The organism is Sphaerochaeta associata (genome assembly GCF_022869165.1).
Lineage (GTDB): Bacteria > Spirochaetota > Spirochaetia > Sphaerochaetales > Sphaerochaetaceae > Sphaerochaeta > Sphaerochaeta associata.
In genome coordinates this window covers 1,368,766-1,383,896 of record NZ_CP094929.1, presented here as the reverse complement: position 1 = coordinate 1,383,896, position 15,131 = coordinate 1,368,766, and the positions used below count along the sequence as shown (strand labels likewise).

At 48.1% G+C, this 15,131-nt stretch carries 13 protein-coding genes and 1 tRNA gene; 7 read left to right on the top strand and 7 right to left on the bottom strand.

Annotated features, from left to right (window positions below):
* Positions 1 to 38: 38 nt before the first annotated feature.
* The 3 genes from MUG09_RS06400 to MUG09_RS06390 form a co-directional block, all read right to left on the bottom strand.
* Positions 39 to 3,341: a hypothetical protein gene (locus MUG09_RS06400; protein WP_244774648.1), complete on the bottom strand. Its 3,303-nt coding sequence runs from the start codon at positions 3,339 to 3,341 to the stop codon at positions 39 to 41.
* Between the two features lie 42 nt (positions 3,342 to 3,383).
* On the bottom strand, positions 3,384 to 4,148 hold the full coding sequence (locus MUG09_RS06395) for a fimbrial biogenesis chaperone (RefSeq protein ID WP_244774645.1): 765 nt from the start codon (positions 4,146 to 4,148) through the stop codon (positions 3,384 to 3,386).
* Between the two features lie 94 nt (positions 4,149 to 4,242).
* Positions 4,243 to 4,812 carry a TetR/AcrR family transcriptional regulator C-terminal domain-containing protein gene (locus tag MUG09_RS06390; RefSeq protein WP_244774643.1) on the bottom strand — a complete coding sequence of 190 codons (570 nt, stop codon included), beginning with the start codon at positions 4,810 to 4,812 and terminating at the stop codon, positions 4,243 to 4,245.
* 177 nt (positions 4,813 to 4,989) lie between these two features.
* On the opposite strand from MUG09_RS06390, the gene MUG09_RS06385 reads away from it, so the two are divergent.
* The 3 genes from MUG09_RS06385 to MUG09_RS06375 all read left to right on the top strand — a co-directional run bounded on the left by MUG09_RS06385 (position 4,990) and on the right by MUG09_RS06375 (position 6,721).
* A tRNA-Pro gene (locus MUG09_RS06385) sits at positions 4,990 to 5,063 on the top strand.
* Between the two features lie 195 nt (positions 5,064 to 5,258).
* Positions 5,259 to 5,876, top strand: coding sequence for a lysoplasmalogenase (locus MUG09_RS06380; RefSeq protein ID WP_244774641.1), 618 nt, complete (start codon positions 5,259 to 5,261; stop codon positions 5,874 to 5,876).
* A gap of 128 nt (positions 5,877 to 6,004) precedes the next feature.
* Positions 6,005 to 6,721: a metallophosphoesterase family protein gene (locus MUG09_RS06375; RefSeq protein WP_244774638.1), complete on the top strand. Its 717-nt coding sequence runs from the start codon at positions 6,005 to 6,007 to the stop codon at positions 6,719 to 6,721.
* 60 nt (positions 6,722 to 6,781) lie between these two features.
* Here the strand turns inward: MUG09_RS06375 and MUG09_RS06370 are convergent, their stop codons facing one another.
* From MUG09_RS06370 to MUG09_RS06355, 4 genes are read right to left on the bottom strand one after another with little or no spacing between them, the layout of a single operon-like run.
* Positions 6,782 to 7,792, bottom strand: coding sequence for a TRAP transporter substrate-binding protein (locus MUG09_RS06370; RefSeq protein WP_244774636.1), 1,011 nt, complete (start codon positions 7,790 to 7,792; stop codon positions 6,782 to 6,784).
* A 37-nt stretch (positions 7,793 to 7,829) separates the two neighbouring features.
* A complete protein-coding gene (locus MUG09_RS06365) occupies positions 7,830 to 9,113 on the bottom strand; it encodes a TRAP transporter large permease (protein ID WP_244774634.1) in 1,284 nt (427 codons plus the stop codon).
* Positions 9,110 to 9,670, bottom strand: coding sequence for a TRAP transporter small permease (locus tag MUG09_RS06360; RefSeq protein ID WP_244774632.1), 561 nt, complete (start codon positions 9,668 to 9,670; stop codon positions 9,110 to 9,112). The genes MUG09_RS06365 and MUG09_RS06360 overlap by 4 nt, the downstream gene beginning before the upstream one ends.
* 11 nt (positions 9,671 to 9,681) lie before the next feature.
* Positions 9,682 to 11,136: an L-fucose/L-arabinose isomerase family protein gene (locus tag MUG09_RS06355; protein WP_244774624.1), complete on the bottom strand. Its 1,455-nt coding sequence runs from the start codon at positions 11,134 to 11,136 to the stop codon at positions 9,682 to 9,684.
* A 213-nt stretch (positions 11,137 to 11,349) separates the two neighbouring features.
* Here MUG09_RS06355 and MUG09_RS06350 point away from each other — a divergent pair, with 213 nt between their 5' ends.
* From MUG09_RS06350 to MUG09_RS06335, 4 genes are all read left to right on the top strand, one after another.
* On the top strand, positions 11,350 to 13,230 hold the full coding sequence (locus MUG09_RS06350; protein WP_244774622.1) for a DeoR family transcriptional regulator: 1,881 nt from the start codon (positions 11,350 to 11,352) through the stop codon (positions 13,228 to 13,230).
* 131 nt (positions 13,231 to 13,361) lie between these two features.
* Complete coding sequence (locus MUG09_RS06345) at positions 13,362 to 13,760, top strand: FMN-binding protein (protein ID WP_244774620.1); 399 nt, start codon at positions 13,362 to 13,364, stop codon at positions 13,758 to 13,760.
* 2 nt (positions 13,761 to 13,762) lie between these two features.
* Positions 13,763 to 14,185 (top strand): hypothetical protein, encoded by a 423-nt coding sequence (locus tag MUG09_RS06340; RefSeq protein WP_244774619.1) that lies wholly within the window; start codon positions 13,763 to 13,765, stop codon positions 14,183 to 14,185.
* Positions 14,186 to 14,222: 37 nt separating this feature from the next.
* Positions 14,223 to 15,116, top strand: a complete 894-nt coding sequence (locus MUG09_RS06335; RefSeq protein WP_244774618.1) for a DUF1295 domain-containing protein — start codon at positions 14,223 to 14,225, stop codon at positions 15,114 to 15,116.
* Positions 15,117 to 15,131: the final 15 nt, after the last annotated feature.

Genomic DNA, 15,131 nt, shown 5'->3' with positions numbered 1-15,131 from the left:
CTATACTCTACCTTTTGACAATGAGTGTCAAGCAAGGTTTAGGGGGCGGCGGTAAACACCTGTTGTGCCGTTGCATCCTGCTCGCCTTCATCGATCATTTCGTCGAAAAGGCTCTCATCAAACTGGAAATCGGCATCGGTTACGTAGCTTTCATCAAACATCTCAAAGCTGAAATCACTTTCATCAAACGGCGGGAAAATAATTGTCCAGAAGGTCTCTTCACTGATTCGGTCGACAACATCGAGTGTCACCTCTGCATCGTAGCCTACTGTAAGTTCGGCACCGAACACGTCCTCCTCCTCTTCGACCTGCTCACCGGTGAAGACATCCGTTACGACTATCCGCTGCTCGAATGCCGGGTCGGCGACCCAGAAATCCTCAAGCAGGAGAACTCGGTCCAACCCCAGTTTTTCAGACTGTATCTCAGGAACAGTGAACCGAACGGCATACCATAAATCCTTGACTTGCAGATCAAAGAGATAGGTACCGCTCTTCACCTCGCTGAGGATGAATCGGCCCTCCTGATCGGTGAAGAGATACAAGGCATCATCACGGATGAGTTCCTCACCAGCGGTCTCGTCGATCGCCACTTTGTAGACAGGCGATGAATACTGAATATACGGACTACCATCAGCCATCAGCAGTACGCCGCTTACCGTGAAAGCAGGCTCGACATCCAGTTTTGCGACAAAAGACTGCCGGCTTCTGGGCGTAATCTCGTAGACGAAGGAAGAACCGGTCGAATACTCGGTTGCACCGCTTGAGAAAACAACCACGCTGTTCTTTACGTTCGTGGAGATGTTGTTGTACAACGCACTGCCCAGCGGCCTCGGAAGATATGAAGGAGCACTATCAAGACTGCGGGCAACCGACACATCACTCTTGCTCAATTCACCGACCGGTTTAACCAGCAGGAAGGATTCATTCACAGCCTTCCCGATTGCGAACGCTCCATCGGCATACGCAAACGAGGTGTTGGCCGTAAAAGTAGTGGACATGTTCTGATAAGAGTTGGAGATTTGCTGTCTGAGAGAGAATGAGCTGAGATTGCCGCTGTGAGACCATGAGCCGACGACGGAGTGGTTCTTGGGATCGTCGAACTTGAAGGAACTGATTGAAAGGTTGAGATTGTCATTGCTTGTGGGCCTCCAACTCAAACCGGCGGAACTGGTGGCCGATACGTCAAAGAAAGGACTCCCGCTTTGGATGCTCGTCGAAGAGTTGGCGCTGAGCTTGGGACTGAAGGAGTAACTGCCGCTGATCTGCGCCGATACCGTTGGGCTGAGCGGGGCTGTGTTGCTACCATTCGCCGTTATCGAACCGCTGAGGGAGAAGCCCTTGAAGGGGGAGAAGCCCGAGGCGAACGAAAGACTCCAGCTGGGGTTTGCAGAAGTGGTATTGTAGATCAGGTTTCCCGAGAGTGTGTAGCGGATTTTCTCGGTGAAACTGCCCGAATACGAAAGGGATAGCGTTGAAACGGAAGAGTAGGCGTCGGTGGCCGTTCGGGCGGGTATGCTGTGGTTCAAGGTCGCGCTGATGGTACCCAGCTTGCCATCCTGCCTGCCGCTCATTCTATGACTCAAACTTCCTGCAAACGAAGGAGTGCGCTTGCTTGCATCCAGGCCGAGCGTGAGCTGAATCTGAGAAGTCCCGACCAAGGAAGCAAGTACTCCATTCACCGTACCACTGAAAACACCCGGACTGAACGCAAGGTCGGTGGTGAAGGTGAAGGTATCGGTCAAGCCGGTCTGCTGATAATAGGTTGCCGTGAATTTATCTATATAGTAAGAAAGGTATTGGTTATCCAGCCATGGCAGGTTGATCAACGCCCCTGCACTTGTACTCTTTACCTTGGGAACACTGAAGCCGAAGCCATAGAGCGTATCACCCTTGCCCAGGAGGCGGTAGTCATAGCCCATGTCGACATACTCGACTTGGATATCATCCGGGTGGGCCTCGGGTGTGATGGTAATCTTTATCTGGTTTGCACCCTGGGTAAATACGAAATCACGAAGCCGATAGGTACCCGCCGCAAACTTGCGGCTGAATACAATCTCCCCGTTTATCGAAATGTCCACCGTGGATGTTTCGACCAACACAATTCGGTACTCGAACTGGTTGCCTTTGGCACTGCCGGTTCCGAATGCGTAGTTCTTTTCAAAGGTGAACCCGAAATTGGTGGAAGCACTGCCAACCGAGCTGAGGCTGGTTCCGACATTGCCGAAGCTGAGCCGATGGTTCGATTCAACAAAATCATAGAAGCCGTTCCAGCTGCCTGGATTATACACCGGGGCTTTCGAAGAGAGCGAGAAGTAGAAGTTCAGGCCGATTCCCAACAGCGATGCCCTGTTGGAGACTGAAAGCGAGACGAGTTGGTTGTTGATCTGCGTGAAATCGGATGGATAATCCATCATTGCATAGAGGCTCAACGAACTTGCCAAGGCAAATTTGGCCGGTTTGAGTACGATGGCCCCGCTCATGCCGTACTGCTCCCGGCGGTTGATGGAGGAAGAAGTCACGCTGACCGAGCGTTCGGGCATATCGGCGATGCTGAAATTCAAATACACTGCAAATTCCACTGCATCGTAGCGGGCATCAACCCCCCGATTCATCAAGTCTTCCAAGGAAAGATACGTCAATCCATCCCCGAAGATACGCTCGTAAGCGTCCTTGGTGATATAGGTCCCGACATAGTAGGTAAGGTCCTCGGTACTGAGAAGCCTCTGCTCCTGTGCGAACTCTACCTCGATATCCCCCACCCGTTCGTCGTTCACAAACAGATTGAGGAAGTAGAAGCCATCCTCGAATGCAATCGTTGCATCCTGGCCGACTACGAAGAAATCGGCCCAAAAATCATCTGAAGTCGAATCGATTGCAGGGCTTTGAGGATAGAACATGTCAAACTCTTCCTCGGAGAGTACCAAGGGTTCAAACATGTAGGGAGGATCGGGTACAAAAGCCTTGACGGTGGGCGGGCCTGCAAAGGAGGGAGCCGGCGGGACCTCGACTTTCTCAATTGGTTTGATGATAGGAAGGGAAATCAGATGAACCGGTGGCGGCAGCGGTTTGATTTCCGCCTTGATCTGCTCAACAACCGGTTGGCCGCTGAACCGTGGAAGGGAGGGAACGCGTGGGAGAGGAGGCTCTTCGGGCAGCAACACCGATGGTTCAACTTCGGGTTTGGGTTCCGGCAAGACCGGAGAGGCAACCTGTATTGGAGCGGGTTGATGTATTCCAACCGGTTGGTGGAAACAAGTCCATATAAAGGCAGAAAGAAAGAGGGTCATGAGCACAAGCAAGACCAACAGGAACACTGCGTGTGCAAACCCTCTTCTCTTCATTTAAAAGCCCTTTCTTAATCAGGAAGGAGAAGACTCCTTCAACTACTTTGTATACTTGATGGTGGCTTGATAGGTTACCCCTGAATCACGGGAAAGCCCTTCGGGCCAAGGAACCTTCTTGGTTACGGTTTTCTTAGCCAGTATATTCATGCCATCAATGCCGGGAAGAGCTTCAGCACCTTGCAATACTACAGAATTTCCTTTGCTGTCCTTGATTTCCACAACTGCTGAAATAAGCAATTGGTGTACGGTGCCGAGATTAGCCAACGTAACGCCTAGAGCGGGAGAACCATCGTCCATGGTGGAGGCGGCAACCGATCGGATTGCAACGTTTTCAACTACGCGGGAGGGAAGCACATACAAACTGGTTGTATAGATGTACAGGAAATTGAACATTCCCTTGTCAGTGCTTGCCCTACCCTGTGAATAGGGGATTTGTTCAGCCTTAAGCCTGAAAGATAGTTCATTGGTGACGGTTCTAGGTCCACGATACTGCACTCGAACGACCCAACTGCTCTGGGGTGGAACCACCAGCTTGTTGGGAACGATGGAGAAGTAGGCGTCTGCGGGGGTGTTCACTTCATTCCCTTGTGCGTCTTGATCGCGGATGAGAGCTGAAATGCTGATGGCGATTGAATCGTTACTGTCATTTACGATGGTGTACGTCTTTGTACTTTCTGCACCGGTTGGCTGGAAGGATTGTTCCAACGGAGAAAACTGATACGCATGAACAGAAGAGAGCAGGAGCAAGAGCAACCCCAGCGTCAGCACTACCCTCTTCGTTGATTTTTTCGCACTTTGATTCATATTCTTCTCTCTTTCATTACAAGAACGACTTTTGTGACAGTGTACGCCATCGATTTGGATTCATCAAGACTGGAATCAAAAGCAATATCACTATTTAACGTCTCAAAGCCATCCTTTTCAGGGCCGCATCGAAGGTTCCTTGCAATATTGGAACCATTTTCTGCACGATATCGTCAATATCGCCAGGCAGGCCGTCATGCACCCAATCGAGCAGGGATCCTACAAACGCATGCTTGTAGAATGCAATCAAGTAAGCAAGATCATCTTCTGTAGCACCAAAGACTTGTGCCCGGTAACCGAGGGTAGTATGCAAAAGCTTGGCCATCTCACGACACAGATATCGATCAAGCAATTCGCGACCAAGACTATGGTAGATGTTGACAACCATCTGCTTGTTCTCCCTGAGGTATGAGCACATATTGCGGATTGCGGACTCACCATCATCGTTCGATCTGCTGTCGGGGTATCTGCGGGAGAACTCCTGTCCCTCATTGACGAACATCCAATCGAGCAAATCATAGATATCCTTGAAATGATAATAAAATGTCTGCCGATTGACTCCGCAACGAGTCACAATCTCCTTTACGGTGATTTTATCCAAGGTTCGTTCAGCCATCAGCTGTTTCAGCGATTGGGCGAGTGCTAGTTTTGTCATCTGTGCCATGGGTATCCCTCACATTACTCTGCGTACGTATATTTACAGCTCAACTCTTGAAGTGTTATTAAAAATTAGTACTAATACTACTCCAAAAATCTTTCTTTGACTACCTATTATCCATTTATTGACACAAGTATGCTTCTATGCTAAGGTTCGTTCCTGTCGGGTGACCGATAATATGTTCGGGCTGTAGCGCAGGGGTTTAGCGTACTAGTCTGGGGGACTAGGGGTCGACGGTTCAAATCCGTCCAGCCCGACTCTGCAAGGAACTGCTGATAAAGCGGTTCCTTTTTTCATGCCAATTCCACACTACTTTGTAGGATTTTTCTCACAATGGGTTTTTCTTGGCTTTTTGGGCACTATATCCCTATACTGCAAGCAAGGGAGATCATCCGATGAGGTATATGCCTATTGCTTTTTTGTCATTGGTTTTAGCTTCTGGTTTCATGTATGTGGAATACAAAAAGAAGTTCGTTGCAGCTGTTGCATTGAAAGGGGCGGCTTCCTTTTGCTTTGTAGCTTTCGGCGTACTATCAGGCTCTCTTGCCTCTGACACGCTCTTTGTGAATCGCATCGTCATCGGTCTCGTCCTGGGCGGTGTCGCAGACATACTGCTTAATCTGCGTTTCGTTTTCGAAACATATGGGAAGAAAATATTTCTCGTAGGAATTCTCTGTTTTTTGAGCGGCCATCTCCTCTATCTTGCTGCACTGATACCGAACTGCACCTCCCTTTTGCTTTGCATCGCAATCGGGGTGGCACTGACAGTCTTGGTCCTGATCTGGCTTTTCAGCAAAATTACGGTAAGCCTGACCTTTAAAATCTTTGGTGTGTTCTATATCGGGGCCATCATGCTCATGAACAGTATCGCCGTCGGCGTTTTGACAGCTTCCCCATCCACTCACAGCATTGTGTTCGTTATTGGTGCAATCTTCTTCTTGGTAAGCGATATAGTCCTGATTCTCAACACCTTCGGCCCCAAGCAACGGCAAAGCCTGCGGGTGACAAACCTTTCACTGTATTATATTGGACAGCTCATGATTGGTCTCAGCCTGCAGTTTGTACGTTGACCTGCATTGCTCACCAACTATAGCGTAACGATTGAAGTTTCAGGATGACTTGTAATGGTATTCCGGAAAATCACTTTACTTTTTACCCTTCTCGTCCAATAATCAAAATTCCTTACAGAAAAGCGAGGATGGCCGTGAGATTTGCTCACCTGACAGACATACACCTTGGACATCGTTTTGCCGAGAAGTTTGGTGTGGATAGTAAAAAGAACCTCATCACAGTACTGCAGGATATCCGCCTGCGCGGCATCACACACCTTGCCGTTACCGGCGATATTGCAGAGGATGAAGAGGCTCCCTGGTTTTTCAAGACCATCAAGGAGTATGGATTTCAGACGTATATAACACTTGGCAATCATGACAATCCACAGGCAATGGAGTTGCATTATGAGCATGTGCATGCCGGTCGCTACTATTACAAAGCACCCTCCGAACAGGCTTGCCTGCTCTTCTGTGACAGCAGGGAGGCCTATTTGGACGAGGAGCAGCTGTGTTGGTTGGTAAAGGAGATTGAAGCGAGTACGCTTCCCATCCTGGTTTTCCTGCACCACCCCGTCCTGGATTGCGACAACTCGTTCATGGACCGGAAGTATGCACTCAAAAATCGAGAGACAGTCAGGTCGGCACTACAAGCAACGCATAAAAACATCCATCTTTTTTGCGGGCACTATCACACCACCGATGAACGAAGTGACGGCAACATCCACCAATACATAACACCATCGATTTTCTACCAGATCCAGAAATATTCAGAAACACTGCAGAAGGATGACAAGCCGTTCGGGTATCGAATAATCAATCTCGATAAACAGATATCCTCCCAAATCATTACGTTTGGGGTGTGACAGGGATTGCCGCAGAACAGTAGCTGTCCTGCGGCAAAAGCGTTGTGTTGTATCTTCTTGCTATTTAATAGCTTGAATTCTATCTACCAAACCGAGAGACCACTTTCCGGAGGCTTCGAGCTTCTTGACGGCCTCGATGGCTTGGGTGCGAAGTTTCTCGCGGTCAGCGAATGAGGTATTGTATACGGCGCCCTCAGCCACCATCTGATCAATCAAACTCTGCTCTGATACCTTTGACTCATTGAACGACCATGCATTGGTAGCATCCAGAGCCTCTTCAATTCCCTTGCGTTGTTCGGTACTGAGCCCATCCCAGAAAGCTTCATTCACATACCAGGCGTTCGCGGCATACATATCCTCGGTGCGGGTGATATATGGTGCTGCAAGATGCCACTTGTTTGCAATAACATCGGCCACTGGTCCATGTGCGGCTTCAACAAGCTTGGTTTTTAAGGCAAGAAAAATCTCGTTCCAGGCAACGGTCGTCGGGCTTGCACCGTATGCCTCATACGATTTGACGAACATCTCCAGGCCGGGAGCCCTTACCTTCAATCCTTTGAAATCTGCTACGGTGTTCAACGGCTTCACTGAGAAAAACATGCGTGAAGCCATGGGTACCGGTGCAATAATGCGCAATCCACTGCTGGAAGCAACCTTGTCGGCGAGATCGAGGAATGTACTACTCTTGAAATAGGCATTCATATGATCAACATCACGGTACATAAATCCGAAACTAATCGGCTGAAAGTCTGCATCGTAGGGAACAATCCAAGCAATATCATTGCCGAACAGGTGTACAGAACCTTCTACAACCTGATCGAGAATTTGGTTGGCGGTACCCAATACAGCTCCCTGCACATGGTTGACCTTCAGATTTAGCTCGGGATGTTTCTCCAATTCTGCCTTGAAGTACTCCCCAGCCCGATTTCTCAGCGTTCCGATTGCATCTCCGGTTGCCAAGGTTATGGTTTTCTCCTGTTGAGCCTGCGTTTTCTGCTCAGCAGATCCTGCAGCAAACAATCCTGATATCATCGCAAGTGCGATCAACACCATCACCAACATCCTTTTCATACGTATCTCCTTTTTTACATGTGATATATATACAGGGTCACGCCCCGAACAAGCGAGGAACAAAGGTGGTTATCGAGGGAACCATCGTGATGAGCACCAAGAAAGCCAAATAGGGAAAATAGAAAGGAGCAACGGCCTTGAACATCTGGGCCAGGGTGAGTTTTGTTTGGTTCATCATCACAAACAACAGGGAACCGAACGGCGGGGTCAGAGTCCCCATCAAAAGATTGATCAACATCACCATCGCAAAATGGATGGAGTCGATTCCATAGCTTGCAGCGATTGGGAATAGAATCGGGGCGGCGATAAGAACCACAACCGTAGTCTCCATGAACATTCCAGCAATAAGCAGCACGACATTGGCTATCAGCAGGAATACAATGGGATTTGTTGTCACATCGAGCATGAAAGCTTGCAGCTGCAAACCTACATTGCCTACACCCATAAGCCAGGTGAATGGACTTGCAACCAATAGCAGAACACCCAAAACTCCCGTAGTTTTTGCAGATTCCAAGGCACAGTCGAGGAACGAGCGTAACGTCAAGTCCTTGTAGATAAAGCCCAGTATGATGGCAAACAAACAAGTCAGGGCCCCCAATTCAGTGGGAGTAGCAACTCCGGTGATCAAGCCAACAATCAGCAACACTGGAATAGCCAAGGCTGGAGCTGCTTTCAAGAAATTGGAGAATCGAACCGAAATGGGCTCCTTGGGGAGCACAGCCACTTTTACATACCCCGATTTCACCATGATATAAATGGTAATCATCAAGAATCCACCGAGCATCAAGCCCGGGATGAAACCGGCGAGAAACAGCTTATCCAATGCAATATTCGCCAATACAGCAATGATTACCATCTGACCACTTGGAGGAATAATCGGACCAATAGTTGCCGAAGCAGCAGTAATTGCAGCACTGAAGGGAATGGGATAACCATGCCGCTCCATCTCCTCCATCTCAATCTTGCCCAACCCGGCTGCATCTGCCATGGCGACTCCGCTCATTCCTGCAAAAACGATGCTGGAAAGGACGTTTACGTGGCCGAGTCCACCAGGAATGTGGCCGACCGAACTGTTGGCAAAACTGAATATTCGCTTCGCAATTCCCGATCCGCCCAACAGGTTCCCGGCAAATACAAACAGCGGCAGAGCCAGCAGAGGAAAGCTATCAAGTCCGGGACCAAGTCTCCCTGCAACCACCGTAATGGGAAAGGTTTGTCCCATGATCAAATAAGCTACCGTTCCAGCGATGAAAGAAAAGGCAACGGGTACTTCCAGGAAAATTGCAACAAAAATAAATATCACCATCCAAAGGAAACTCATACCTTGCCTCCAGTGATTGCTTTCTTGTAAAACTGGTACCCTTTCAGTACATAATCCTCCGGTATATCTTTCCCCAACAGCATTCTAACTTCATAAAAGAGATAGTAGAGCTCGGTAATACTCATTAAAATCACTGCTGCAAAAAGCGGGGTCGAGTAGAAATGCCCCTTTCCGATATTCAATGGCAGGGAGGATGTTTTAGTTTTATTCTGTATAGAAATTGAAGCCGGTAGCGTTTGTAGAAGATAGAACAACACAGCAAGGATGATTACAGAGACAAAAACCTGAAGAACTACTTTCCACTTCTCGGGCAACCTCTGGCTGAACGTGGTGATTGTCACATGTGTTTTGGTCATAGATGCCGCACTTCCACCAAGCATGACCATCCAAATGAATATCATAATGACAAACTCCTGCACCCAGATGATTGAATTGTTGAACACGTAGCGCATGATGACTTCCAATACCATGATTGCTACCATTGTAATAATTAAAAGGCCACCTATGAGCAGCTCGACACCCATAATCAGCTCAAGCATTCGTTTCACATGTCGCATGTCAAATCCTCCTATTCTTGAGCGATGATGACGCATTCTATGCCGAAAGCATCTGCAATTTTTGCTAATTCTGCACTATGATGACCAATTCCCAACGCGAAATGGTGAGTAGGGCCTTCATCCATCCATCGTCGCAAGAATGTTTTAAGATCAGGTTTGAAATGCCCATGGGTATTGGTATTTCCCGTTGCCGGAATCTGCCCGTCCATCGATTGTCCTTCAGCTACAACGAACTTCAAATCACCTTGTCTGGAAATGGTGATGGCAAGCATGGTGATCGGTCCCTCCTGGATTTTGAATTCCACCCCCGCCCCATTTCCAGGTTTGCCATGGTATTTGCTCAGCGAGCGAAGCACCGGTTTTCCGTCAGCAATATTGATGTGATGTGGTCCATCATGCCCAACCAGAATTGAATCACGGGCAAAGTCCATCGGGTGGAACTCTGCAAAACTTCCCCCAATCTCCAATCGATCGAGAATCAACATAGCCATCAAGGTTTTTAAATCGTATTCACCACACATGGGAAAACCCGAAGAGGTAAGCAGGGAATTCCCTACAATGAAGTTTGTAACCAGACGGCGCATTTCAGATCCCTCTTCTGCCTCATAATAGTATGCAAGACCAGTTAGGTTGCGTGCGTCAATCATCTTTTCCAGTGCAATTGCAGTCTTTGCTGCAAGCTGCAAATCCTCTTCGCGCAGCATGAAAGTAATGGAATCGGATTGAGGGTCCGGGGTGTCGAAGAACAATCGGATCCTCTCTTTCATCAACAGCAGCTCCTCGTCATTTACCAGACGGTATTGTTTCATGACATCATCAGGCTCGATAGGAACCACATGACAACCAAAGCTTTTGGTTATGAGCGCCGGATCAACATGCATATCGTACATTGTTTCCAAAACATGGCCCATCAACCCGATTCGAGCATGCTTCAGATCATGCACGACATGGGCTATCCTGCACCAGGAAGCCAGTTCCGCATCAGCCTCGGAGTCTCCTTCGAGGGTTCCAATGATGACCGGAGGCGTTCGTTTACCCATACGGATCGCAACCGAGCAGAATTCGGGAACACTGCAGATGTCGTCATTGCAAAGTTGGATGAAGGTGGTACTTTTCGTATAATCCATCGCTTGCAGCGGTTGAAGTGCAACCAAGATCATGGGAATCTGCAAGGCTTTCGCCAACGGAGCGAACGTCTCGCTTGTCGCATACGTAAGCATATCGATGAACAACACATCAAGATCGGCTGCCTGTATCGCCTTCAATGCGCCATACGCCTTTTCAGAGGTGTCGATCAAGCCAAAGTCGATGATGTTCTTTTCATATTTCTGCAACTTGGCCCTAAGCTTCTCTTGCTTCTCATGCATGAATTGCAACAACCCATCAAATTGATCCCAATAGGTTGCATGTCCTACTCCCAAGAGTCCAATGTTCGCTGCAAGGGGCCTTCTTCGCTCGACTCGCATGTATGTTCCTCCAATCTTCTACTTGTCTGATCAAGTTCATTATTAGCGTGAAAACGAGAGCAGTCAAACAATATATTTACAATATGTTTGCATAATTATTGTGTATTATACATTATATTTATATTTGATATATATATTTATAATTTTTATTATCTTTTATATATAGTAATATTTATAATTGTGTACATAAAAAAGTCATGCTATGATTGCTATATGGAAGAAATGAGTCAACGGCAATTGGCACTGCTCAAAATCATTACACTGCGAAAGTTTTGTACAATCAGCGATTTGGCTGAGCGTCTCAAGCTCAGCCGTGAAACAATCCGCAAAGAACTTGTTCCATTGCAAAAGGCAGGCATCCTGATCCGCGAGCGAGGAAAAATTCGATTTTGCGATACTCAGCAAAATGCCGCATTGCTCGAATCATCGGGGGTTCTCTCAAAGGAACAGCGTCAAGCACGAATTCTCCAATTGCTTACTGAAGATAAGGAAGTGCGCATATCCACTCTTGCAACTAAACTCAAGGTGTCTGTTCTTACTATACGTAATGACCTATCCGCCCTGGAACTCAAGGGCAAGGTATTGAGAAAACATGGAAGCGCCATTCTTTTCGAGCCCTCCATCAGCCAGGGTTCATCCAGTGATTTTTCTGAATACTCATCACGAGCCAACATTCTTGCGAAACATTCAATCATGCATATCAAGCCTGATGACACTGTTTTTCTGGATGGCGGGGAAGTATCGCAATGCGTCGCATCCTCACTGCCTCCATTAACGAATCTCTCAATTTGGACGAATAATCTGATGATTCTTGATGTACTGCGGAAAAACAGGTATGCATATCCGATACAGGTCACCGGTTCCGCCTTAAGTATGGAAAAACAACGATTTTCCCTCTCCAATCATCAAGGTCTTCCCAATTCATTGATAATCAACAAGGCTTTCATCTGCTGCAGTTCCTATGCTGGCAACACTTTCTTCCTCTCTGAGGACGAAGACCTTGCAACCATCGAAGCTGTATGCCGTCAGGCTGAAAAAATCTACGTGATTCTGGATTCCCACTTCCTGGACATCCAAGGCAAGCTTCCTTTTCCGTACAAACGATACCTCGCAAAAATTCAGGAAGTCCTTATCGATGACGGTATCGGCAGGTATCGAGCGAGCTTACTCTTTTCCCGTCAGGATCCATTGATTATCTGCGGTCCTGATTACACATATCGGAATGTACGCAAACATCAATACCGCATCGGATTCTTGGTCAACAAGGACCGAAACTACTTTGTTCAGTCAGTACACAACAGCCTACTGGAAGCAACATCCGCATGTAAGTACGTCTCCCTGGTCATCAGGGAGTGTGATGGTGATTATGCTTCAGCAGTACAGGCACTGAATCTGCTTCTCCAAGAGAGTGTGGACTTGGTGATAGATTACAGCTTGTGCATGGAGTCTTTGATGTATATCGGAGAGAAGTGCCTTTCACACAATATCCGGCTCATTTCCGTAGACTACATGGCACCGGGAAGCATCTACTTCGGGGCTGACAACGCCTGTGCAGGAAGGATCGCCGGAGAGCAGGCTTCTCACTATATCAATGAACACTGGAATAGCAGCGTAGACCATCTGCTGGTTCTTGGCAAATTTGGCTATGAACCGATAACGAAACTACGAATATCGAGCGCATTGGAACACTTGCAGAAGAATGTATCCAGACTACCTGAAACGATTCATACCATCGAATGGGGGCACCCGGATATCAATCCAACCCAAGCATTGGTCAAGTTACTCAAACAGACGCCCAATGAGGAGCCAATGCTCATCCTCGCTTTCAACCTGAGGCATCTGCTTGCATCATATGAGTTGATCCTGCAATATCGGGAAAGTACGAACACAATCATTGTCGGGCATAATTATACGAAGCAAATCGAAGAACTTATGAAAATAGGTCACTCTCCAATACTTGGGTGTGTTCACTACAATCCCGAAGCTTACGGGCAAAATATCATGGATTTGGCTCTTCGTTTGTTGGACGGGGGAACCGTGCAGCAGCGCAACTACACCACCCTTACCTGGATAGCTAGAAAAAGTAACTCCTGATTGATCGAGTAATAATTCTTGCCTCATAGTTACATGTCCGATTATTGCTGTACAATATACTACAAATGTAGGTATTCATGGCTTCAATGCAACACTGAATTGGTATATGGTTGCAACGGGGAGGAGCCGATATGCCTAAGGGAGTATTCATTGCATTGATCATCGTAGCCGGCTTGATAATTCTGATCATCGCTGGACAAATCACCTTCAAGCGTGTACAGAGGAACCTGGAAGGGCTGAAAGACCTTTCTGTTGTTACACCGCCTCTGTCTTCCATCAAGGATGGAACCTATGAGGGCGGCTTTGCAATGTTTCCTGTCAAAGTGAAGGTTGCTGCAACAATCAAGGAAGGAACCATTTCCGATCTTCAACTGTTGGAACACAGAAGCGGACAGGGTCAGCCGGCGGAGGCAATCCTGGCCCCGGTCTTGACCGAACAGAAGCTGGATGTCGATACCATCAGTGGTGCAACATACAGCAGCATCGTCATCCTCAAAGCCATCGAGGATGCTATGAAAAAGGCGCAATAGGCATGAACCGGATTCGAAAGACACTCTTCATTCTTCACAGCATCGTAGGAATCGGAGGCATGGCCGGAGGGTATGGATGCCTTTCAGATATCTACAACCCCCTTGGAGCACCCCTCTCCCTTTTGGAGAACTCCCCTTTCACATCCTATTTCATCCCTGGGTTGTTCCTCTTCGGCCTCATAGGGTTGGGAAACATCGTATGCAGTATTTTGGTCTGGCGGTATTCAATCGTCGGAACACTCGCCAGCTTCGCCCTGGGATTCGCTCTCAGTGCATGGATTGTCATCCAGTGTGTGATTCTTCAGGACATCGTTGCGTTGCATATCATATTTCTCGTAGTCGGTTTGGTGCAGACGGGCCTTTCCTTGTGGCAGTTGATCCAAAGCGGCGATTTGGCCTATCTCTTGAGGGAGCTGATCAATTAGCTTGCCGACCTGGAGCCCGCTTTGCTATAGTGAGTGCATGAAAGCAACAAAGACAAGCATCCTTCTGTTTTTCATCATCATCGCCGCCTGTATCGCTTTCACGCTCATGCAGGCATCTTTCGATACAGCTCCCTTGGTTAAAGCAGGCGTCATCACCGCCTGCTCGATTGTTGTCACCTTTCTCTTCTCCCTGATCACCGGAGACTACTCATGGACGGACCGGCTTTGGAGCACACTCCCTGTTGCTCTTGCTTGGATGTATGCATTCTCCGCCGGGCTGAATGCACCTGCTGTCACCGTATCGGTGCTCATCACCCTTTGGGGGGCGAGACTCACATTCAACTTCGCCCGTCGGGGAGGCTACAGCGGCGAGGAGGACTACCGCTGGACGATTCTCAGGGAGAGAATCAACAATCCGGTGTTGTGGCTGATCTTCAATTTCCTCTTCATCGCCTGCTACCAACAGATGCTCTTCATCGCTTTCACCAGTCCGCTGGTACTGCTTGTCGAGCCTTCAAACCCAACCTTCACACCTCTTTCGTTTGCAGCAATCCTGATGTTCGCCCTCTGTCTGGGCATCGAGACACTTGCAGACCAACAGCAATACACATTCCAACAGGCAAAGTATAACCTGCTGCCCAGGGTTGAGGAGCATGCAGAAGATTACGAACGGGGATTCAGGACCTCCGGCTTGTTCAGATTCAGCCGTCATCCCAACTACTTTGGAGAGCTTGGCGTGTGGTTCTCCATCTACCTGTTTTGCGTATCATTCTCGCAATCGCTGCTTCATTACACGCTTATAGGTCCGCTTCTTCTGACCTTGCTGTTCATCGGATCGACCATCTTCACCGAGAGTATTACAAAGAGCAAATATCCTGCGTATCAGGCGTACCAGCAAAAGGTCCCCCCGATTCTACTCAAATTCTGGTAAACCCAGAAGGAGGAT